The sequence below is a fragment of the Roseovarius sp. MBR-6 genome, assembly GCF_040547525.1.
Lineage (GTDB): Bacteria > Pseudomonadota > Alphaproteobacteria > Rhodobacterales > Rhodobacteraceae > Roseovarius.
In genome coordinates this window covers 46,483-67,472 of record NZ_JBEPPW010000015.1, presented here as the reverse complement: position 1 = coordinate 67,472, position 20,990 = coordinate 46,483, and the positions used below count along the sequence as shown (strand labels likewise).

25 protein-coding genes and 1 pseudogene are annotated in these 20,990 nt (G+C 63.1%); 19 read left to right on the top strand and 7 right to left on the bottom strand.

Translation table 11 applies throughout. From position 1 onward, the window contains the following. Window positions 1–23: 23 nt before the first annotated feature. Window positions 24–623 carry a hypothetical protein gene (locus tag ABIE57_RS16090; protein ID WP_354540044.1) on the bottom strand — a complete coding sequence of 200 codons (600 nt, stop codon included), beginning with the start codon at window positions 621–623 and terminating at the stop codon, window positions 24–26. A gap of 290 nt (window positions 624–913) precedes the next feature. Between ABIE57_RS16090 and ABIE57_RS16085 the strand changes: the two genes are divergently transcribed. The 17 genes and pseudogenes from ABIE57_RS16085 to ABIE57_RS16005 all read left to right on the top strand — a co-directional run bounded on the left by ABIE57_RS16085 (window position 914) and on the right by ABIE57_RS16005 (window position 17,459). After that, on the top strand, window positions 914–1,162 hold the full coding sequence (locus tag ABIE57_RS16085; RefSeq protein ID WP_354540043.1) for a helix-turn-helix transcriptional regulator: 249 nt from the start codon (window positions 914–916) through the stop codon (window positions 1,160–1,162). Beyond that, on the top strand, window positions 1,159–1,428 hold the full coding sequence (locus tag ABIE57_RS16080) for a hypothetical protein (RefSeq protein ID WP_354540042.1): 270 nt from the start codon (window positions 1,159–1,161) through the stop codon (window positions 1,426–1,428). The genes ABIE57_RS16085 and ABIE57_RS16080 overlap by 4 nt, the downstream gene beginning before the upstream one ends. Further along, on the top strand, window positions 1,425–1,820 hold the full coding sequence (locus tag ABIE57_RS16075; protein ID WP_354540041.1) for a VRR-NUC domain-containing protein: 396 nt from the start codon (window positions 1,425–1,427) through the stop codon (window positions 1,818–1,820). Before ABIE57_RS16080 ends, ABIE57_RS16075 begins: the two co-directional genes overlap by 4 nt. Next, window positions 1,817–2,785, top strand: a complete 969-nt coding sequence (locus ABIE57_RS16070) for a helix-turn-helix domain-containing protein (RefSeq protein ID WP_354540040.1) — start codon at window positions 1,817–1,819, stop codon at window positions 2,783–2,785. Before ABIE57_RS16075 ends, ABIE57_RS16070 begins: the two co-directional genes overlap by 4 nt. A 5-nt stretch (window positions 2,786–2,790) precedes the next feature. Beyond that, window positions 2,791–3,246: pseudogene (locus ABIE57_RS16065) on the top strand (DNA cytosine methyltransferase); the annotation flags it as partial. Between the two features lie 55 nt (window positions 3,247–3,301). Further along, on the top strand, window positions 3,302–4,048 hold the full coding sequence (locus tag ABIE57_RS16060; RefSeq protein WP_354540039.1) for a DNA methyltransferase: 747 nt from the start codon (window positions 3,302–3,304) through the stop codon (window positions 4,046–4,048). Next, window positions 4,045–4,722 carry a hypothetical protein gene (locus tag ABIE57_RS16055; protein WP_354540038.1) on the top strand — a complete coding sequence of 226 codons (678 nt, stop codon included), beginning with the start codon at window positions 4,045–4,047 and terminating at the stop codon, window positions 4,720–4,722. Before ABIE57_RS16060 ends, ABIE57_RS16055 begins: the two co-directional genes overlap by 4 nt. 65 nt (window positions 4,723–4,787) lie before the next feature. Further along, complete coding sequence (locus ABIE57_RS16050; protein ID WP_354540037.1) at window positions 4,788–6,341, top strand: class I SAM-dependent DNA methyltransferase; 1,554 nt, start codon at window positions 4,788–4,790, stop codon at window positions 6,339–6,341. Then, window positions 6,338–7,567, top strand: coding sequence for a restriction endonuclease subunit S (locus tag ABIE57_RS16045; protein WP_354540036.1), 1,230 nt, complete (start codon window positions 6,338–6,340; stop codon window positions 7,565–7,567). The genes ABIE57_RS16050 and ABIE57_RS16045 overlap by 4 nt, the downstream gene beginning before the upstream one ends. Continuing rightward, window positions 7,567–8,682, top strand: a complete 1,116-nt coding sequence (locus ABIE57_RS16040) for a Fic family protein (protein ID WP_354540035.1) — start codon at window positions 7,567–7,569, stop codon at window positions 8,680–8,682. Before ABIE57_RS16045 ends, ABIE57_RS16040 begins: the two co-directional genes overlap by 1 nt. Window positions 8,683–8,788: 106 nt before the next feature. Then, window positions 8,789–11,929 (top strand): type I restriction endonuclease subunit R, encoded by a 3,141-nt coding sequence (locus tag ABIE57_RS16035; RefSeq protein WP_354540034.1) that lies wholly within the window; start codon window positions 8,789–8,791, stop codon window positions 11,927–11,929. A 4-nt stretch (window positions 11,930–11,933) separates the two neighbouring features. After that, window positions 11,934–12,311, top strand: coding sequence for a hypothetical protein (locus tag ABIE57_RS16030; RefSeq protein ID WP_354540033.1), 378 nt, complete (start codon window positions 11,934–11,936; stop codon window positions 12,309–12,311). Then, window positions 12,308–13,183 (top strand): exonuclease domain-containing protein, encoded by an 876-nt coding sequence (locus tag ABIE57_RS16025; RefSeq protein ID WP_354540032.1) that lies wholly within the window; start codon window positions 12,308–12,310, stop codon window positions 13,181–13,183. The genes ABIE57_RS16030 and ABIE57_RS16025 overlap by 4 nt, the downstream gene beginning before the upstream one ends. Then, window positions 13,180–14,118: a cell envelope integrity protein TolA gene (tolA, locus tag ABIE57_RS16020; protein WP_354540031.1), complete on the top strand. Its 939-nt coding sequence runs from the start codon at window positions 13,180–13,182 to the stop codon at window positions 14,116–14,118. The genes ABIE57_RS16025 and tolA overlap by 4 nt, the downstream gene beginning before the upstream one ends. Before the next feature lie 496 nt (window positions 14,119–14,614). Next, window positions 14,615–15,874, top strand: a complete 1,260-nt coding sequence (locus ABIE57_RS16015; RefSeq protein ID WP_354540030.1) for a site-specific DNA-methyltransferase — start codon at window positions 14,615–14,617, stop codon at window positions 15,872–15,874. After that, window positions 15,871–17,247, top strand: coding sequence for a site-specific DNA-methyltransferase (locus ABIE57_RS16010; protein ID WP_354540029.1), 1,377 nt, complete (start codon window positions 15,871–15,873; stop codon window positions 17,245–17,247). The genes ABIE57_RS16015 and ABIE57_RS16010 overlap by 4 nt, the downstream gene beginning before the upstream one ends. Next, window positions 17,244–17,459, top strand: a complete 216-nt coding sequence (locus tag ABIE57_RS16005; protein WP_354540028.1) for a DUF7220 family protein — start codon at window positions 17,244–17,246, stop codon at window positions 17,457–17,459. Before ABIE57_RS16010 ends, ABIE57_RS16005 begins: the two co-directional genes overlap by 4 nt. Window positions 17,460–17,521: 62 nt before the next feature. Here ABIE57_RS16005 and ABIE57_RS16000 read toward each other — a convergent pair whose 3' ends face one another. Then, complete coding sequence (locus tag ABIE57_RS16000; RefSeq protein ID WP_354540027.1) at window positions 17,522–17,974, bottom strand: Lrp/AsnC family transcriptional regulator; 453 nt, start codon at window positions 17,972–17,974, stop codon at window positions 17,522–17,524. 102 nt (window positions 17,975–18,076) lie between these two features. On the opposite strand from ABIE57_RS16000, the gene ABIE57_RS15995 reads away from it, so the two are divergent. Continuing rightward, entirely contained in the window at window positions 18,077–18,757 is a 681-nt protein-coding gene (locus ABIE57_RS15995; RefSeq protein WP_354540026.1) for an AzlC family ABC transporter permease, read from the top strand. Continuing rightward, on the top strand, window positions 18,754–19,050 hold the full coding sequence (locus ABIE57_RS15990; RefSeq protein ID WP_354540025.1) for an AzlD domain-containing protein: 297 nt from the start codon (window positions 18,754–18,756) through the stop codon (window positions 19,048–19,050). The genes ABIE57_RS15995 and ABIE57_RS15990 overlap by 4 nt, the downstream gene beginning before the upstream one ends. Window positions 19,051–19,080: 30 nt before the next feature. Here ABIE57_RS15990 and ABIE57_RS15985 read toward each other — a convergent pair whose 3' ends face one another. The 5 genes from ABIE57_RS15985 to ABIE57_RS15965 all read right to left on the bottom strand — a co-directional run bounded on the left by ABIE57_RS15985 (window position 19,081) and on the right by ABIE57_RS15965 (window position 20,972). Beyond that, a complete protein-coding gene (locus ABIE57_RS15985; RefSeq protein ID WP_354540024.1) occupies window positions 19,081–19,641 on the bottom strand; it encodes a DUF3489 domain-containing protein in 561 nt (186 codons plus the stop codon). A 98-nt stretch (window positions 19,642–19,739) separates the two neighbouring features. Then, complete coding sequence (locus ABIE57_RS15980) at window positions 19,740–20,045, bottom strand: hypothetical protein (protein WP_354540023.1); 306 nt, start codon at window positions 20,043–20,045, stop codon at window positions 19,740–19,742. A 102-nt stretch (window positions 20,046–20,147) separates the two neighbouring features. After that, on the bottom strand, window positions 20,148–20,510 hold the full coding sequence (locus ABIE57_RS15975; protein ID WP_354540022.1) for a hypothetical protein: 363 nt from the start codon (window positions 20,508–20,510) through the stop codon (window positions 20,148–20,150). A 12-nt stretch (window positions 20,511–20,522) separates the two neighbouring features. Then, the gene (locus ABIE57_RS15970) at window positions 20,523–20,741 is read right to left on the bottom strand and encodes a hypothetical protein (protein WP_354540021.1); all 219 of its coding nucleotides are present in this window, start codon (window positions 20,739–20,741) and stop codon (window positions 20,523–20,525) included. A 12-nt stretch (window positions 20,742–20,753) separates the two neighbouring features. Further along, entirely contained in the window at window positions 20,754–20,972 is a 219-nt protein-coding gene (locus tag ABIE57_RS15965) for a DUF6900 domain-containing protein (protein ID WP_354540020.1), read from the bottom strand. Window positions 20,973–20,990: the final 18 nt, after the last annotated feature.

Sequence of the window (20,990 nt, the reverse complement as noted above, 5' to 3'; positions counted from 1 at the left end):
GCCCTGAACGGGGAACAACGCCGTTATTGCGGTTTTTTGAGCGCCCGCCAAATCGGGCTGAGCTTGCGCCGGATCTGGCTTTCATCCGGAACAGACCCATCCTTGGCATGCGCCACGAACCATTCCTGACCTTCCGCGACAAGCTCGGCCTGTGATTCCGGCAATCCATGCTCGAACAACCTGATCATCAGGGACTGAAGCATCCCCTCCCAATCGTGCCGTGACGACCGCCCGGGGCTGACATGAACCCGGTGCAGCGGATCGTATTCATCCTCAAAGCGCTGGGCGGTTTTTGCCGTCACCAGAAGATCGTCCAGTTCGATGGTTGCGCCTTGGGCAGGATCGGTGATGATCTTCCAGGTCTCGCTACTCGGCGGCCGGATGCGCCAGACCATGCAGGCTCCGGGATCTGAGCGATTGCGCCGAAACAACGGCATGATGTCTTCAGCACAGACCGCCACGAGCCCAACCAGCGGTTCAGTGCCGCAGCAATGGACCAAGCCAATGCTGACAACAATTTCAATGATTCCCTCGGTCGCCCATCCGACAATATCGGCAGGCGCGCATCCCCAACGCACCGCCAAATCCTCCAAAGCCCAGAAAACACGTGGTGGTAAAGCCATCGCTTCGTCCCTTTCAAAGTTTGCATAAGGGGTGCGCGCGGCATGATCTCGGGCGTGCCGAGGGAACCCCGGCCTTACTCTGATCGTGCAACTTTCGGTTGTTAATACAAGCAAGACACTCGCCTCTGCAAAAATGGGAATTCCCAGAAAACGTCAATAAAACAAGGGGTGGCACGAAGGCCGCATTGAATACGCCGGTTTATGCCACCCTGCCTCCCCCTGCCATCTGCTCCCCTGCACCCCGTGACGCAATCGCCCGCAATCGGGCGCAAAAGGGGAAGGAAACACAGATGTTGGATACGCAGGACAGCCGCCATGAAGGGCCCGACATGGGCCTGTTGGAGGACTGGATCAGTCGGCATGATCTGGCAATCAGCCTCGGGGTGTCGGAGGACACGCTGTGGCGTTGGGACATGAGGCGCACCGGCCCGCAGAGCATCAAGCTGGGGCGGAAGGTCTATTACCGGCGCAGCACCGTGCGCAGTTGGCTTGAGGCCAGAGAACAGGCACGCAAGACACCGTCGCGGGGTCGGCGATGACCGCGCCCTTTCCCTTCCGCAAGCGCCAGGCGCGGGATCGGGCGCGCGCCGACTGGATCGAGGAGCGGCGGCGGGAGGCGCGCATGGTCGTGGCCGATGTGGTGCATCATTCCGACCATCTGATCCGACTGGCCTGCAACGTACTCGTCCAGCACGGTGAAACCCCTGAGGAGCGAGAGGACGCGCGCATCCTGCTGGTCGTGCTTGATGCCAAGACCCCAGGGCGGGGCGGCGATGACCAGCGAAATCCGGAGGTGGTGCGATGACCCGGCACGGCACACCCGAGGCCGATTTGCAGCGCGCCATCGTGCAGGCGCTGCGCTTTGCCCTGCCCCGCGATGCCATTGTGCATCACTGCGCCAACGAGGTGACCGAGGCCGGGCCTCGCGGCGCTAAGCGCCAGTCGATCCTCGTCGGCATGGGCGTCCATGCGGGCTTTGCCGACCTGATCGTGATCTGCAGCGGCCGCGTCCTGTTCCTCGAGGTCAAGAGCGAGACCGGCCGATTGCGGAAATCGCAGGAGGTGTTTCGCGACACGGTCTGCGCACAGGGGCTCAGTTGGGCGCTGGTCCGCTCGGTCGACGATGCGCTCGGCGCGCTGGCCGACAACGGCTTCACCAGCCGCGTGCAGCTCCCGGCACGGAGGGCGGCACCATGAGCCACAAGGCAACCGTCTGGGCGATCCAGCAGCGCGGGCTGAAGCCCGCCACCAAGATCGTGCTCTGGTTCCTCTGCGACCGGCACAACCCTGACTTCGGGTGTTTTCCGACGCAGGCACGACTGGCCGATGATGCGGAAATGTCGATCTCGGCGCTGAACGACCACCTCGCCCGGCTCGAGGAACTGCGATTGATCCACCGCGTCCGCACCCATGATCCGCGCACCCACAAGCGGCAGGCCACGCGCTACATCCTGGGGTTCGAAGACGGCTTTCCACAAGAGCCAACTCCGGAATCCGGAGACGGCCTTGAAGGAACGGACGCGGAACAGAATGACAACCCAACTCCGGAAAGTGGAGATGGAGCCATCTCCGGATTTTCGGCAAAGCCATCTCCGGATTTTGCCCAAAGCCATCTCCGGAATCCGGAGACTAACCTTGTAAGAGAACCTTTAAGGGAACCAGTAAAGGAGGAGGAGGGCGCGCAGGCGCGCGAGGCTGAGTTTGATTTGTTCTTCGCAGAGCTGCTGCAAGCGCTGGGCTTTGCCGCCAACGCTACCCTGCCCGCCTGGTGGCAGGGCTGGCCAGCCCGCACCCATGTTCGCCGCTGGATCGACGATCTCGGGCTGACCGAAGACAGGATCCTCGAGATTGCCGTCGAGACCCGGCGCGATCATCCCGAGCCGCCCGATGGGCCCAAGGCACTGGATCGGTTCATGGAACGGGCGGCCCAGCGCGATGCACAGGCGGCCATCGCGACTGCGAAGGGAACAAAAGCCAAGCGGCGGCGCAAGGCAGATGCAGCCCCCCCGCCCAGCGAGGATGAGCTGGCCGCGTTCTATGCCGCCAAGGTCAACTCCGACGAATACCTGCCCAAGGGCATGATCAGCACCGCCATGTGCGGATTGATGCTGGCACGCGGGCTGGTCACGCCCGAACGCCTCAGCCAGCGCGGGGTGCGGTGAATGGCATGGTGTCACGTCCCCGGCACGGCCTCTCCCTCTGCGCAGGCGGCGGAGGCCTGGATATGGGCCTCATGCTCGCCGAACCCGGATATCACACCCGCGCCTTTGTCGAATGGGAGGACTGGCCGCGATCCGTCCTCATCGCAGCCCAGCGCGCAGGATACTTCGCCCCTGCCCCAGTCTGGGACGACATCCGCAGTTTCGATGCCCGACCCTTCTGCGGGGCGTTTGATGCCGTCCTCGCCGGATATCCCTGCCAACCGTTCAGCGCAGCTGGAAAGCGCGGCGGTGCCGATGATCCCCGTCACCTCTGGCCCGAGGTCGCCCGCGTCATCGGCGAATGCCGCCCCCAATGGGTGTTCCTCGAAAACGTCGCCGGGCATGTCACACTCGGCCTTGAAACCGTCCTGCGAGAGCTTTGGGGATTGGGCTACACGCCTGCGGCGGGTCTGTTCAGCGCGGCAGAAGTTGGCGCGCCGCACCAGCGGCTGCGCATCTTCATCCTGGCCCACACCGATGAGCCTGCATCCGGGCACGGCCAACTACAACCCGGCTGGCAACAGCGATTTCACCCGCAAGGCGGAAGCGCTGGCGCTGGGCATCACCAGCTGGTCGACACCGAAAGCGACGGATGGGGCGAAGGGTGGACCGGGCCAGAGCTATGGTTCGGGCGGGATGCCGCCCCTGCCCGCGCAGGCGGCACAATGGCAAACGCCGGTGGCCGACGACCAGATGGACCGGCTTCATGGCAAGATCAACAGCCGGGGCGAGCCGAAGCTCAGCGCGCAGGCGCTTCAGTGGCCAACACCGGCGGCGCAGAACTGGAAGGGCAGCAGCCCGGCCAGCGTCACCCGGGCGGATGGCAAGAGCCGGATGGATATCCTGCATTACCGGGCGGAGCAGGGATTCACCCGCCCGGCCCCGGCGATCATGCCGGATGGGCTGAAACCCTCGCATCACGCCCCGATCTCGCGCCGGCTCTGGGCTTCGATGATTGCCTCGCATGGGCGCGTCGCATCAAAGCGGATCCTGAAGGGCCGAGCACGGCGGCGGCTGAACCCGCTCTTCGTCGGATGGCTGATGGGCTGGCCCATCGGGCACGCGCTCTGCGCCTGCTCGGCAACGGAGTTCACCCTCTGGCAGCAGCACATGCGTGGCGCTCTCTCGCAGCTGCCCATGGCCTCGGGCCCGTGGATCTGGCGGCCATTGGGCGAGGCCCAGCGCCCGGCGCAGATGGATTTCCTTGAAAGATTGCAACCATGAGCATCCAGGGGCGGATTGGCCGCATTGGCGGCAGCAAGGTCAAACGCACGCTGGGCGTGCAGGCGGCGCTGGAATGGGCGTTCCGGGTGGAAAAGGCCCAGCTGGAATTGCCGCCGCCAAAGGACGTGACCGAGGAGGGCTTCGGTTTCGGCCTCGAATACGTCCTGCTGCAGCGTGCCGCGCTGGGCTGCAAGGTCGATGGCGGGCAGCACAAAATGGGCAGTTACACTCATCCCGATGCCGAATTGATCGCCGCCACCGTCGCCGGAATGCCAGACAGCCTCGGCGGCATCCGCATGGCGATCCGGGTGGCGGAACTGGCCCGCGCCGGGCTGACGCCCGACTGGATGCCCGGCGTCGTGCCGCGATGTGTGCCGGTCGAGGTGAAGCGCAACCAGCATGGCGAACGGGCCAGCACCATCGTCGTCGGCACCGAACGCCTGCTGACCCGAGGTAAATGGCGCACGGTCGAAGTGCTGGCTTGCCCGGTCACCTGGCGCCCCCATCCGGAACAGATCGCCTCCGCCCAGCGCGGGTATGAGGATTGGTGGCGGGCGCTGGATTGGCTCCGGGATGGGTTGATGGCGGGCGGGATGCTGCGCGAGGTCGAAGTTACAGCGGCGATGCCGAAGGTGCGGCCGTGGCAATCTCGGCAAGGAGCAACGTCCTCTTAATGGCTGGATTTCAGCTTCTGGCTGAAATACGCTGCGGAAAAGCAGTTCCGGGGGAAAATTTACCAATGGCATCAATCGACAACGGCTCCGACCTTGGCATTGAAGCCAGCCTGTTCAAGACCGCCGACAAGTTGCGCGGCAATATGGAGCCGTCGGATTACAAGCACGTCGCCCTTGGCCTGATCTTCCTCAAGCACATCTCGGACGGGTTCGAACTGAAACGTCAGCAACTGCTGGCCGAATATCCCGAAGGCGCGGAAGACCCCGACGAATACCTCGCCGACAACATCTTCTGGGTGCCAACTGAGGCGCGCTGGTCGCACCTGCAAGCCAACGCCAAGCACCCGACCATCGGCCGCCTGATAGACGAGGCGATGATCGCCATCGAAAAGGTAAACCCATCGCTCAAGGGGGTCCTGCCCAAGGATTACGGCCGCCCTGCCCTGAACGCCGTCATGCTGGGTGAGCTGATCGACCTGATCTCCGGCATCGCGCTGGGCGAGGGCAAGGACAAGGCGCGCGATCTGCTGGGCCGGGTCTACGAATACTTCCTCGGCCAGTTCGCGGGCTCCGAGGGCAAGCGCGGGGGCGAGTTCTACACCCCCCGCTCGGTCGTGCGCACGATGGTCGAGATGCTGGAGCCCTACAAGGGCCGCGTCTATGACCCCTGCTGCGGCTCGGGCGGCATGTTCGTGCAGTCGGAGAAATTCGTCGAGGCCCACGGCGGCCGTCTGGGCGACATCGCCATCTACGGGCAGGAGTCGAACTACACCACCTGGCGGCTGTGCAAGATGAACCTCGCCGTGCGGGGCATCGACGCCGACATCCGCTGGAACTCGGAAGGCAGCTTTCACAAGGACGAACTGCCCGACCTGCGCGCCGATTACGTCCTCGCCAACCCGCCCTTCAACATCTCGGACTGGGGCGGCGAGCGTCTGCGCGAGGATCCGCGCTGGCGCTTCGGCATCCCGCCCGCGGGCAACGCCAACTTCGCCTGGCTGCAACACATCCTGCACCACCTGTCGCCCACCGGCACGGCGGGGGTGGTGCTGGCCAATGGCTCGATGTCCTCCACGCAAAGTGGCGAGGGCGAGATGCGCCGCGCGATGATCGAGGGCCCCAATGGAAACGATGGCGTGGTCGATTGCATGATCGCCCTGCCGGGGCAGTTGTTCTATTCCACCCAGATCCCGGCCTGCCTGTGGTTTCTGGCGCGGGACAAGTCTAACGGCATCGCGCGGGACAAGACGCTGCGCGACCGGCGCGGCGAGGTGCTGTTCATCGACGCCCGCAAGCTGGGCCATATGGTCGACCGCACTCGGCGCGAGTTCTCCGACGCCGACATCGCCCGCATCAGTGGCACCTACCACGCCTGGCGGCTGGGCGAGGGCTACGAGGATGTGCCGGGTTTCTGCAAATCGGCGAGCATCGAGGAAATCCGGTCCCACGGCCACGTCCTGACGCCGGGCCGCTATGTGGGTACCGAGGTGGCGGAGGAGGACGAGACGCCATTTACTGAACGCTTCGCGGCCTTGCAGGAGCAACTGGAAGCGCAGTTCGCCGAGGCCGAGGACCTGACGGCGACGATCCGGGCTCGGCTGGCGGGGGTTGGGGTGTGAATAAGCTAAGCGACCTAGTCGAGTTCAACCCATCGATTCGACTGCAGAAGGGCGTTTTGGCACCGTTTATCGAAATGGCGGCGCTACCAACCAATGCGCGAGATATTCCGGAAGTTCGGGTGCGCGAGTTCTCAGGTTCAGGTTCAAAGTTCGAGAACGGCGACACACTCTTCGCGCGGATCACGCCATGCTTGGAGAACGGCAAGGGCGGCTATGTTTCCACCTTAGGAGCAGGCATGTCAGGGCACGGCTCAACCGAGTTCATTGTTATGCGTGCAAGATCGCAGGCTGATAGCCTATTCGTCTATTATGTCACGAGAGACCCGGAGTTTCGGCGCTTTGCCGAGAAGCAGATGTCTGGAACGTCTGGCCGACAGCGCGTCGCTTGGCAGTCGATAGCTGAATACGAGTTGCCAACAATCGAGCCATCGCAGCGCGCAGCCATCGCCGCCACCCTCGGGGCGCTGGATGACAAGATCGAGCTGAACCGGAAGATGAACGCCACGCTGGAGGCCATGGCGCGGGCGCTGTTCCGCGACTGGTTTGTCGATTTCGGCCCCACCCGCGCCAAGGCCGAAGGCCGCGCCCCCTACCTCTCCCCCGACCTCTGGTCCCTCTTCCCCGACCGCCTCGACGCCGAGGGCAAGCCGGAGGGGTGGGAGGTTTCGACCATCGGCGAAGTGATCGAGCTACTCGACCACAAGCGCGTGCCGTTGTCGTCCCGGGAACGCGCGAAGCGGCAAGGGCGCTATCCCTATCATGGGGCAACGTCTGTTATGGATCACATCGACGACTTCCTGTTCGACGAAAAGCTTCTACTGCTTGGAGAGGATGGATCTGTTGCACAAGCAGACGGGCGGCCATTCACGCAGTATGTCTGGGGCAAAATCTGGGTGAACAACCATGCGCATGTTATTAAGGGACGCGAATTGAGTGTGGAGCAGCTCAAGCTGTTCTTCGACCAAGTCGATATCCGGCCATTCGTCACCGGCGCTGTGCAGCCGAAGTTAAATCAGGCAAACCTCCGGCGAGTGCCGTTTCTTCGCGCGAGCGCCAGAATTCATTCCGCCTTCGACGCTGCGATTGCTCCGCTCTTTGATTTGATACGGCAGAACCATGAGGAATCCCGCACCCTCGCCCAGACCCGCGACCTCCTGCTGCCGCGCCTGATGTCGGGGGAATTGCGGGTGGCCGAGGCTGAAAGCCTCGCAAGCGAGGTGGCGTGATGGCGGTTGTCTATCATCAGGGCCGCTTCCCGCCCGATGCGCTCGACTGGCCGCAGCTTTTGCCGCTGATCGGCCCGGCCAATGCCGCCGTCGCGCGCTATGAGGGCGTGCTGCACGGCATCCCCAACCCCAACGTGCTGCTCTCACCCCTGACCACGCAAGAGGCCGTGCTGTCCAGCCGGATCGAGGGCACGCAGGCCACCATCGGCGAGGTGCTGGAATTCGAGGCCGAGGGCGAGCCGGGCGATGAAAGCACGCCCAAAAAGGCCGATATCCACGAGGTGCTGAACTATCGCGCCGCACTGGCCGAGGCCGCGCGGCTGCTGGAGGAATTGCCCCTGTCGCAACGCCTGATCCGGTTGACCCACGCGCGCCTGATGCAGGGTGTGCGCGGCCAGGGAAAGGCACCGGGCGAGTATCGCCGCATCCCCAACTGGATCGGCCCCGAAGGCTGCACCATCGAACAGGCGCGCTTCATCCCCTGTTCCGCCGAGGCGCTGCCCGGTGCGATGAGCGCGTGGGAGGATTATATCCACGCCCCTGCCCCCGATGCGCTGATCCAGCTTGCCGTGCTGCATGCCGAGTTCGAGGCGATCCACCCGTTTCTGGATGGCAACGGGCGGCTGGGGCGGTTGATCATCCCTTTGTTCCTGAAATCCAAGGGCCTGCTGTCGGCGCCGAACTTTTACCTGTCGGAGTATCTGGAAGCTCACCGCGACGAATATTACGATCGCCTGCTGGCGGTGTCGCGGGATGGCGACTGGACCGGCTGGTGCGGGTTTTTCCTGCGCGCGATCATCGAACAGGCGGGCACCAATCAGGCCAAGGCACAGGCGATCCATGCGCTATACACCGCGCGCAAGGACTGGATGGTCGGGGCCACGCGGTCGCAATATGGCGTGCGCGCGCTCGACTGGTTCTTCGGCCGCCCGATCTTTGTGGCGTCGGATTTCGTGGCGCAGGTGGACATTCCAACGCCAACGGCACGGCGCATCCTGCGTCTGGTGCGTGAAAACGGGCTGCTGCGGGAGATACGGCCCGCAAGCGGTCAGCGGCCTGCCGTTCTGGCTTTCCCCGATCTGCTGAACATCTGCGAAGGGCGGACGGCGTTTTGAGGATCACTTATGCGCATCAAACCGTTTTGTGTGTCATATTCGCGGCCAAAGTGAATGACAAAATGCGTTGTGTGGAACAAGTGAGCGACAAACCGAAGGACACCGGATGCTGACGGAAGCCGAAGTCGAAGCCGTCCTGCTGCAACAGTTGCAGGGGCTGGGCTATGCCTGCCTCAACGACACGGTCTCCGGCCCCGATGGCAACGCGCCCGAGCGGGACGCCTATTCCGACACGATCCTGCCGCGCCGCCTGCGCGACGCCGTCGCCCGGCTGAACCCCCACATCCCCGAGGAGGCGCGCGAGGAGGCGCTGCGGCGGGTGGTGGCGGCCGACCGCCCCTCACTGATCGAGGAGAACCGCCGCCTGCACCGCGCGATGGTCGAGGGCGTGCCGGTGGAGTTCCGAGCCGAGGATGGCACGATCCGTGGCGATGCCGTGCGGCTGATCGACCCGGACGACGAGCAGAACGACTGGCTGGCCATCGCGCAGTTCACCGTGATTGAAAACGGCCACAACCGCCGCCCGGATGTGGTGGTGTTCCTGAACGGCCTGCCGGTTGGCGTGATCGAGGTGAAGAAGCCCGGCGCCGAAACTGCAACCTTGGGCGCGGCCTTCAACCAGTTGCAGACCTACAAGGCGCAAATCCCGTCGCTGTTCCGCACCAATGCGGTGCTGGTGACGACCGACGGGATACAGGCACGCATCGGCTCTCTGACCGCCGACATCGAGCGGTTCATGCCCTGGCGCACCACCGATGGCGCCGAGGTTGCCCCCAAGGGCGCGCCGGAAATGTCGGTGCTGATCGAAGGGGTGTTTGACCGCGCGCGCCTTCTGTCGCTGATGCAGGATTTCACGGTGTTTGGCGACACCCCCGGCGGCATCGCCAAGATCATCGCGGGCTATCACCAGTTCCACGCCGTGAAGCGCGCCGTGGCCAGCACCGTTGCCGCCAGCCGCGCGCAGGGCGACCGCAAGGCCGGTGTGATCTGGCACACGCAAGGCTCGGGCAAGAGCCTGCTGATGGCGTTCTATGCCGGGCAGCTGGTGCGCGAACCGGCGATGGAAAATCCAACCATCGTTGTCGTCACTGATCGCAATGACCTGGACGACCAGTTGTTCGGGACATTCGCGATGTGCCGCGACCTGATCCGTCAGACCCCGGTGCAGGCTGACAGCCGCGAGGATTTGCAGCAAGCATTGGCTCGGGCCTCTGGTGGGGTCATCTTCACAACCATCCAGAAGTTCGCCCCTGAAAAGGGCGAAGCCTATCCCATGCTGACCGACCGTCGCAATGTGGTCGTCATCGCGGATGAGGCGCACCGCAGCCAATATGGCTTCAAGGCACGGATCGAGAAAACCGGCGAGATCGCCTATGGTTTCGCCAAGCACTTGCGCGACGCGCTGCCGAACGCGTCCTTCATCGGCTTCACCGGCACACCCATCGAGAAGGACGATGTGAACACCCCGGCCGTGTTCGGCCATTACATCGACATCTACGACATCAGCCGCGCCGTCGAGGACGGGGCGACAGTGCCGATCTACTATGAGAGCCGCCTTGCCCGGATCGAGCTGCCCGACGCGGAAAAACCAAAGGTCGATGCCGAGATCGAGGAACTGACCGAGGACGAGGCAGAAAGCGAACAGGAACGCCTGAAGCGCAAATGGTCCACCGTCGAGGCGCTGGTCGGCTCTGAAAAACGCCTGCGCATGGTGGCCGAAGATCTGGTCGCGCATTTCGAGGCGCGGGTGCAGGCCATGGACGGCAAGGCCATGGTCGTCTGTATGAGCCGCCGCATCTGCGTGGACCTCTACAACCAGATCGTGGCCCTGCGCCCCGACTGGCATTCGGATGATGACGCAAGCGGACTGATCAAAATCGTCATGACCGGCTCCGCATCGGACCCTGAAGCCTGGCAGCCGCATGTTGGCGGCAAGGCCCGGCGCGATCTGCTGGCAAAGCGCGCGAAGGATCCGAAAGACCCGCTCAAGCTGGTGATCGTGCGCGACATGTGGCTGACCGGCTTTGACGCGCCCTCAATGCACACGATGTATATCGACAAGCCGATGCGCGGGCACGGGTTGATGCAGGCGATCGCGCGGGTGAACCGGGTGTTCCGCGACAAACCCGCCGGGCTGATCGTCGATTACATCGGCGTCGCCCAGAACCTGAAATCCGCGCTGGGCCAGTATTCCAAGTCGGATCAGGAACAAGCAGGGATCGACGAGGCCGAGGCCGTCGCGGCGCTGCTGGAACGGCTGGACGTGGTACGCGCCATGTTCCACGGCTTTGACTATTCCAAAGGATTGACTGGCACCCCACAGCAACGCCTTGTCACACTGGCCGAAGCGCTCGACTGGATACTGGCAAAGCAAGACGAGGCGGCGCAGCGGGAAACCGACAAAGAAGCCAAGAAAGCCGCACACCGGCGGTATCAGGATGCTGTGTTGGGCTTATCCAAGGCCTTTGCGCTCTGTTCTGCCAGCGACACCGCCCGCGATGTGCGCGATGAGGTCGGGTTCTTCCAGACCGTGCGCACCGCGATGGTCAAGGCGGCTGACACATCGGGCCGGTCGGCTGCTGACCGCGACCTTGCGATACGCCAGATCGTGAATGGCGCAGTCGGTTCAACCGAAATCGTCGATATCCTGTCGGCGGCCGGACTATCGTCGCCGGATATTTCAATCCTGTCGGATGAGTTCCTGGCCGAGGTTGGGCAGATGGAAAAAAAGAACCTCGCCTTGGAGGCGCTGAAGAAGCTGCTGAACGATGAGATCAGATCGCGCAGCAAGTCGAACGTGATTGAGACACGGAAGTTCTCGGAACGGCTGGAAGAGGCGATTTCGCGCTATCACACCAACGCCATCAGCACGGTCGAGGTGCTGCAGGAACTGATCGCACTGGCCAAGGAGGTCCGCGAGGCCAGGAACCGTGGCGAAGAGACCGGGCTGACGCCCGAGGAAATCGCCTTCTACGACGCGTTGGCAGACAATCAGAGCGCCGTCGATGTCCTAGGCAATGACCAGCTGAAGATCATCGCGCATGAATTGCTGAAGGGTCTCAAGGCCAATGTGAGCATCGACTGGGCGCATCGCGACAGCGCTCGCGCGCGACTGCGGGTTCTCGTCAAGCGGATCTTGCGGAAGTACGGCTATCCGCCAGATCTGGAAGAAGCTGCCGTGCGGGGCGTTCTAGCGCAGGCGGAGGCGATCCTTTCGGAGATCAATCCAGCAAATCAACGGAGCTAGTCAGATGCGTTTGCCAATCCTGATGATGGCCTTGACCCTCGCCGCACCCGCATTCGGCCAGAGCTTTTCATGCCGGATCGGCACCCAACCCGCCTGCCTCGACTATGGCGACAAGGTCTGTTCCAGCAGCGGGATGTGCGTCGACCGCGATGCCGCCTGCTTCAATAAGTATCAGTGCAACTACGAGGGCTTCACCTGCAAATCCAACGTCACCGAATGTGTCGAGGCGCACGATAACCTCCTTCGGAAGCACAACGCGTTGGTCGAAGATTTCAACAAGAACCTGAAGATTGCCAAGGATATGGCATCGCGCCTCGATGACATCGAAACCTGCCTGATCTACGCCAGCACGCTTGAGGCCGCAAAGCGATGCGCCCCATGATCCCCGAAGGCGATTTCCGCTTTATCGCGCTGGATGTAGAAACCGCCTGCAGCGATGCGAGCAGCATCTGCCAGATCGGGCTGGCCTGCGTTCAGCCTGACAACCAGATCCAGACGTTCTCAATGCTGGTCAATCCCGGCACCAGGTTTGACGCGTTCAACATGCAGCTTCACGGCATTGGACCCGATCATGTTGCCGATGCGCCCCGCTTTCCCGATGCCTTGAGCGCGCTGTTGCCGCTGCTTGCAACGCACCACCTTGTCCAGCACAGTAATTTCGACAAGCAGGCGATGAATGCAGCCTGTGGTTTTTGCGGTCTCCCCACTCCGGACCTTCGCTGGAGCGACAGCGTGATAATTGCCCGGCGTGCGTGGCCAGAGTTGAGGGGCAACGGCGGGCACGGACTTGCCAACCTCAAGCGCACCCTGAACCTGCAGTTCCGCCATCATGACGCTGGCGAGGATGCCCGAGCAGCAGCCATGGTCGTGCTGCATGCCGAAGCCCATCTGTCAATGCCATTCGAACAGCTGATCATTCCGGCCTCCAAACCCAGCTTTTCAGCGAAGCAGACCCGAACCGGCAATGCAACCGGCGTGCTGGCTGGTTGCACAGTGGTGTTTACCGGCAATCTTGACATGTCACGCGAGACCGCTTCCGATCTTGCCGCCAACGCGGGCATGAACGTCAAAACGAGCGTGACCAATCAGACCACGCACTTGGTCGTGGGAGACCAAGACCTCAGCGTCTTGGCGGGCCACACGAAAAGCAGCAAGCACCGCAAAGCGGAAGACAAGCGCGATGCTGGCCACCCTATCCGGATCATGGGAGAAAGTGAGTTCAGAAAACTTTTATCAGGAGACAAAGCCATATGAATGGCACGATATTTTTAGCCTTAGCTTGTGCCGCTTCAGTGACTGTATCGACTGCACAAGCACAGAATATCTATGCGGACATTGCGACCGGAATGGCGAAGCAAGGCATGGCCGAAGCCGAAAAGCTGCTGGAAGCTGCGCCCGGCCTGCTGGGTGAAACGCTAAAACGTGGCGAGTCCGGCGAGGAATTTGAGACAGCTCAATATTGCAGAGGAACGCTACAATCCGCCGTCAATCTTGGCGCAGTCCTGTCAAATATCATGCCATTTTCCAAAGTCTGGACCCTTGAGGACGATCGAGGGCCGGTAGGTCGATTTCGCATCATGTTGAATGGAGAACAAATTCACGCCGACGTCTATTGCGAAGACAATGTCTTGCGTTCGGTTCAACGCCCCTGGGGACCTGGCAGTTCTGACCCTGATGCAGTGCAGGTCACCGCGTTCAGCGCACTCGCAGGAGCAGCCCTCAACCTCAAACTTCAGGGTGCATTTGATAACCTGGAAGTTGAAACGGCAGCAGGACCTAATTCGGACAACTCTGATTTAACAAGCGCCGCACCAGCTGCCACAGCTGACGCCGACTTGCCGCAAAATTCTGATGGAGCTGCCGATGTCCGCTTACCCGCAGCGGGAAAAGCTGCGCTTGCAACCAAAATTCAAAGCTGTTGGAATGTTGGATCGCTGTCCGCTGAAGCGCTCCAGGTAAGTATTAAAGTTTCTGTCAATCTGGCGGAAAATGGCATGCCTGAGCCTGAAAGCATCACGATGGTGTCCCATAACAGCACGAATGAAGCGGCGGCGAAGCAAGCTTTTGAAGCTGCGAGAAGAGCGATCATTCGTTGCGGTGCAGGCGGCTTTGAATTGCGGCCTGATGAATACGAGGAATGGAGGACGATCACGCTGGAATTCGATCCCGAGCGAATGCGCATTCGTTGAAAACCAGCCGTTACGCATGAAGTTGCAAACCTTTGCTTGAGCCCCCTCCCAATGGTTCCTCCCCGGCGCCAAACGTATACGGGGGGGCGCAGCGCAGCATTTCGCTAGCGACAGGCATTTTCACCGGGGAATCCAGGTGGAATCCACCTGCCGGCCAATCTTGGGAAAAGAGACTCATTATCAAAGGGTTGCGGAATCACGACCTTGGCGTGCTGGATTCTTTTGCGGAAGCCAGGGAATCCAGTTGTCGGAAGCCACCACGCCGGAAGCCAGCCAGCGGAAGCCACCTGCCGGGAAGCCATTGAATCCAGATGCATTTTTTGTTTGACAAAGCTGCCCCCCTTGACCTACCCCTTGATCATCGAAAATTTGCGCCCGGAGGACACGCCCCCTCGCGGGCGATTTTCGTTTCCCGACATCGCGGATCCCGATCCTGCCGCTGGCATCGCCCAGCGTGCATCGGCGTGCCCGCCCTTCCACACAAGGAAGCCACCCCATGGACCTGGTCTTCGCGCCGAGCCAGATCGAGACGTGGCCTCTCGACCGGCTGCGCCCCTATGCGCGCAATGCCAAGGTCCACGGCACGGACCAGGTTGCCAAGATCGCCGCCAGCATGGCCAAGTTCGGTTGGACCGTGCCCTGCCTGGTGGCCGACGATGGCGAACTGATCGCGGGGCATGGCCGGGTGTTGGCGGCGACCATGTTGGGGTTGACCGACGTGCCGGTGATCCGGCTCGGCCATCTCGACGAAGCCGAGCGCCGGGCCTACCGGATCGCCGACAATAAATTGACCGAGTTGGGCGAGTGGGACGAGGCGCTGCTGCGCGACGAGATCGCGGGGCTGCTGGCCGAGGATTTCGATCTGTCGCTGCTGGGCATCACCGACGCGGATCTGGATGCGCTGTTGCGCGATCCGGATCAGGTCGAAGGCGGCGCTGGCGAGGGCGAGGATGACATTCCCGAGCCGCCGGTCACGCCGGTGTCGGTGGCGGGCGACCTCTGGCAGCTTGGATCGCATCGGCTGATATGCGGCGACAGCACGTCCGCCGATGTGGTCGGGCGGCTGCTCGGCGATGTTCGCCCCCTGCTGATGGTGACGGACCCGCCCTACGGCGTGGACTATGACCCAAGCTGGCGCAACCAAGCGGGCGCGGCCAAAACCAAACGAACCGGCAAGGTGCTGAACGACGACCGAGCGGATTGGCGCGAGGTTTGGGCCCTGTTCCCCGGCGACGTAGCCTATGTCTGGCACGGTGCGCTGCATGCCGCCGAGGTGGCGGAGTCGCTGATCGTCTCGGGTTTTGCCATCCGCTCGCAGATCATCTGGGCCAAGGATCGGCTGGTGCTCAGCCGCGGCGATTACCACTGGCAGCATGAACCCTGCTGGTATGCCGTCAAGAAGACCGGCAAGGGACATTGGGCCGGTGACCGCAAGCAGACGACGCTCTGGAACATTTCCAGCAAGGATCAGGACGCCGAGACCGTGCACGGCACCCAGAAGCCGGTGGAATGCATGCGCCGCCCGATCCTGAACAATTCCAGCCCCGGCCAGGCGGTGTTTGAACCCTTCATGGGATCCGGCACCACGCTGATCGCGGCGGAAACCACCGAACGGATCTGCTACGGGGTCGAGCTCGACCCGGCCTATGTCGATGTCGCCATCGAGCGCTGGCAGTCCTTCACCGGCGCGGAAGCGGTGCTGGCGGACACCGGCGAGAGCTTCGCCAGCCTCAAGGCCAAACGGTTGACTGCATGAGCATGCATTTGCGTCCCAGCCAGATCGAGTTCTGGCCGCTGGACCGCCTGAAGCCCTATGCCCGCAACGCCAAGACCCATGACGCCGATCAGGTGGCGCGGATCGCTGCCAGCATGGCCGAGTTCGGCTGGACCGTACCAGTCCTTGTGGCCGCCGACGGCGAATTGATCGCGGGCCATGGCCGCATCCTGGCGGCGGCCCACCTCGGCCTGTCCGAGGCCCCGGTGATTGTGTTGGGCCATCTGACCGAGGCACAGCGCCGGGCCTATCGCATCGCCGACAACAAATTGACCGAGCTGGGCGGCTGGGACGAGGCGCTGCTACTGCAGGAATTGCAGGAGCTGCTGGCGGCGGAGTTCGACCTCGGGCTGATCGGGATTCCGGAGGACGAGCTGGACGCCCTGCTGCACGCGGGCGACGACGACAAGACGGTGATCGACGACGATGCGACCGATGCCATCCCCGCCCCGCCCGCCGAACCCATCACCAAGCCGGGCGACATCTGGGCGCTCGGCAAGCACCGGCTGTGCTGCGGCGACGCGACCGACCCGGCCGCTGTCGCCAGGCTGATGCAGAATGAGGCGGCCACGCTGATGTTCACCTCGCCGCCCTACGCCCAGCAGCGCGACTATGGCGCGGCCAAGGAAAAGGTCGGCGATTGGGATGCGCTGATGCAGGGCGTGTTCGCCACGGCCCCGGTCACAGCGGACGCGCAGTTGCTGGTCAACCTCGGCCTCGTGCACCGCGACAGTGAGTGGCAGCCCTATTGGGAAGGATGGGTCGAATGGATGCGCGCCTCTGGCTGGCGACGGTTTGGCTGGTATGTCTGGGATCAGGGGCCGGGCCTGCCGGGCGACTGGCAGGGACGCCTGGCCCCGTCGCACGAGTTCATTTTCCACTTCAATCGCGCACCCCGCAAGCCGCACAAGACCGTCCCGTCCAAACACGCGGGCGAGGTCCTCGGCGGCGGTGGGCTGCGCGGCGCCGACGGCAGCGTCCACGCCAAGAACGGCACCGGCAACGCGATCCAGAGCCACCGCATCCCGGACAGTGTCTTCCGGGTCATGCGCCACAAGGGCGGGTTGGGCGCGGCCGGATCGCACCCGGCGGTGTTCCCGGTGGCGTTGGTCGAGGCGGTGCTGACCACATTCTCGGATCCGGGCGATCTGATCTATGAGCCGTTCTGCGGCTCCGGCACCCAGATCGTTGCCGCCGAACGCGTCGGGCGGCGCTGCTTCGCGATGGAGCTGGACCCGATCTATTGCGACGTCGCCGTGCGGCGGTGGGAGATGGCGACGGGGCGGACGGCCAGCCGGATCGACGAACGCGACGAGGCCGCGAAGCCCGCGCGCCGGGCAAGGAAACCGGCATGACACAGTCGCGCCGCATGTCGCTGATGGAGGCCATCACCAATGTCGCCGTGGGCTATGGGCTTGCCGTCGCCGCGCAGATCGCGGTTTTCCCGTGGTTCGGCCTGCATGCGAGCCTCGGCGAAAACATGACGCTGGGCGGGGTTTTCGTGGTGATCTCGCTTCTTCGCAGCTACGCGCTGCGCAGGCTGTTCGAGGCAGTCGGCGAGCGGTAGCCTTTGGCAGCTATGCGGGATGTCAGAACAAGGCATACGCCGGTTCAACGCTGCAATCTTCCCTAAATCGGCAGCTCCGACGTAGCCTTTTCCGTCGAAACCACGATAGAAGTTCGGAACTTTCGGACGTTCTTGTCGGCGAAGAAGAACCGATGCGTGAACGCCTCGTAGGCCCCAATATTCTGTGCCATCACGACAAGAATGAAATCGGCATCCCCGGCAATGCAATAGAAGTGGGTCACCTGCCGGTCCTCGCGCGCCTTGCGTTTGAAGGCGTCGATCTGATCAAGGCGATCCCGCTCAAGCTCGACCGCCACGATGGCGGTGATGCCCAGTCCCAAGGGCTTGGGGTCCAGAATTGCCACTTCACGCTGGATAACCCCCGCGTCCCGTAGCAGGCGCATCCGCCGCTGCACGGAGGCGGTCGAGATACCGGTCGTCTCAGCAAGCGCTTGAATTGACGTCTTGGCATTCCGCTGCATCTGATCGAGCAGCTTCCGGTCTGTCGCGTCCATGATTTCGTCCCGCAGCTTCCAAGCGTGATCTGATCTTAGCCGATCACAAAACTGCGTAAAGCCGCATATCATACATCACAAAACATATTTATGTTGCGAGCCATGAGACGTGGTGCATTTGCAATTCTTCCTCTCGCCCTTGGTGCAGCCGTCTATGGCTTCGCTTTCGGGTTGCTGGCCGCGCAGGTGGGTTTTCCGTGGTGGGGTGTCGGCCTGATGAGCGCGTCTGTCCATGCAGGTTCATCGCAGATTGTCGCGGTAGAGCAGTTTGCCACAACCGGGACAGTGGTGGGGGCAGTGCTGGCGGGAGCTGCTCTCAATCTGCGCTACATTGGCATTATAGCTTCATTGTCAGATGTGCTGGGCGGACTGTCGCTGCGTGCGAAGTTGCTCGCCATCCACATCACAGGAGACGAAAACTGGGCGCTGACTATGGCAGAACGCGCGAAGTCGCCGGACGTGGGAGCGGCGTTTCTGATGGGGTCAGGCTTCGTGATGATCTTAGTCTGGACAGCGTCGACCACAGCGGGTGCCCTGATCGGGGCAGTGCTCCCTGATCTTGAACGCTTTGGCCTCGGCTTCGCCTTCACCGCGGCCTTCATCGCCATGGCAAGGGGGCTGTGGCGAGGGCAATCACAGCTGCTCCCATGGATCATTGCGTCAGGAGCCACAATGTCCGTCGTTTCTTTGGGTATGCCCAAAGCCTATGGCATCATCGTGGGCGCGCTCTTCGGGCTGGCAACCTGCGCATTACTGCGCCGCAGGAAGGCGGCCATTGGATGAGCGGAACGTATTGGGCAGTGATCGGGCTATTGGCCGTCGCGGCTTTCGCGATCCGCGTGTCGGGGCTGGTTGCGGGCGGGCGTATCCGGGCATCACGACATGCCTGGATGCTGGATGAACTGCCGGGGCTGATCGTGGTCAGTCTGGTCGCTTCCTCACTCGCCGGACAATCATTGCCAACCTGGATTGCGGCCGGGGTGGCGCTTGGCGCCGCTGTTGTGACGAACCACGTCATCCTGACCATGGCCGTGGGTGTGGCGGCCTTTTCCGGACTGGCTTGGCTGGGCGTGTAGCTGAATGACCGATTCGGGCTCTTTTCGACGTCATCCGATCCGATACACCGACCCGCGTCCTTGCTCTTTTACGGATGTGATCTGTAGCCCCAGCTTCTTCTTCAGCCCGCCCGAGATCAGGCCACGTGCACTATGCGGCTGCCACGAGGTCGCCTCGACAATCTCGGCGATGGATGCGCCCTCGGGCCGCTGAATGAGCGCGATGATCTGCGCCTGCTTCGTGCCCGAGCGGATGGCGACGGGTTTTGCGGTGTCCGCAGCTTCGGGCGTCGGTGCGACATCGGGCTTGGGCTTTCCCTTCCGCGCGCTGGCGACAGCGCTGACCACCACCGGCTCGATCCCGATGGCCTCCAGCCCGGCCTCGGTGGCGATCAGCGTGGTGCCATGTCCGTCGCCCGTCTCGCGCCAGAGCGGCTCGCCGCGGCGAGGGTCGGCATCAACCTCCTCGATCCAGCCATTGGTGATCATGCGGGTGACGGCCATCTTGGCGGCCGCGCCATGCAGCCCCTCGGGCAGCGGCATGGCCAGATTGCCGGGGCGGGTCGCCGCGCGGCTGAGGATGATGGTCTGCGTGTCGGTGAGTTTGGGCATGGGATGTCTCCGATAGTGTCGGGCAGCGCGGAATGCGCGTTCTCCTACCAGACCAAGCCCGCCATGGTGGCGGGCCGGGCGAGGCGCAAAGCCGGGGATCACTCGGCGAACTCACCCTCGCCAAAGGCGCCGTCGGTGATGCGCTTCAGCAGGCTCGCGTAGTGCTCCAGCGTGCCGACATGCCCCCAGTTGACCTCGTCGGGGTGGGTCTCGAAATGGTCGTCGCTGAGACTTGCCAAGCGGGCGAGCATGGTGTCGATCTCGGCTTTCTTTGCGATGAATGCGGAGAGTGCGTTCGACCGGTTCCTTGAACCGGTGGCGGAACCGGTCTCACCCCGGTTGCGCGCGGCCTTCTCGGCGCGCAGCTGGTGGCGGGGTGTGGTGATCGGGTTGAGGCGGGTCATGGCGGGGTTCCTTTGGCTGAGTTGCATCGTTTTGGTACAATCACCATCGCTCTGCTGCGCCGATTATCGTAGGCAATTCCGAGCAATTTCATGGCTTTGTAATCATGCAATGTGATCCGGATCGATCAGTGCCGCCTGTTCCGCCTCATGGCGCTGGGCGGCATCGGGCGAGTCGCGCCGCGCATTGATGATGGCGACAAACAGCGCGCGGGCGATGGTGGCGACCTCGTCGGCCCCGGCGCTGGTCAGGTTGGCATCGTGGATCGCGATGGCCTCGCCCAGATCGGTCAGGGCATAAAGCGTGGCGAATTCCGCCTCGGTCGCGTCGCAGGTCTCGGTGTCACGGTCGTCGGGGCTGGTGGCCACGCTGCGGCAGAACCGCAGATCGAAGCCGATGGCACACTCGCGGCGGGCAAGCTCGACAAGAGTCTCGCCCTCGGGCAGGCAGTTGAAGGACGGGGGCATCGTCGTGCCCCCTCAGATCAGCTGAAGGCTCGCCAGCAGGACGCTGGCGGCGGCAAGCTGGGTGGTGGGCAGCTCGATCTTCAGATGCGAGATCACATCCGAGGCCTCGGCCTTGATGCCCTCGTCGCGCAGCGCAGCCTCGATCATCCGGGCGGCAGCGTCAGGTCCCTTGAGGTTCAGCGGATCCGGCAGGGCGGCATGGTCAATGCGGATCGTGGTCGTGGCAGTCATGGTCATGTCCTTTCAGGATTGGCTTGTCGATGTGGTGGCTTCACCCGTGCGGCGTCCGGCCTCGAAGGCCTCTTCCAGCGCGGCGCGGATCGCCCAGACCGCGACATCGTGGAAGTCGAGGCGATCACTGTTGCGGGTCTCCAGCGTCTCGATCGTGTGAAAATGCCGTGTCGCGATCTCCAGCAGCAGGGCGTCGCTGGGGGCTTTGGCGGGGGCGGTCTTTGCGGTCATGGCGTCGTCTCCGGGGGT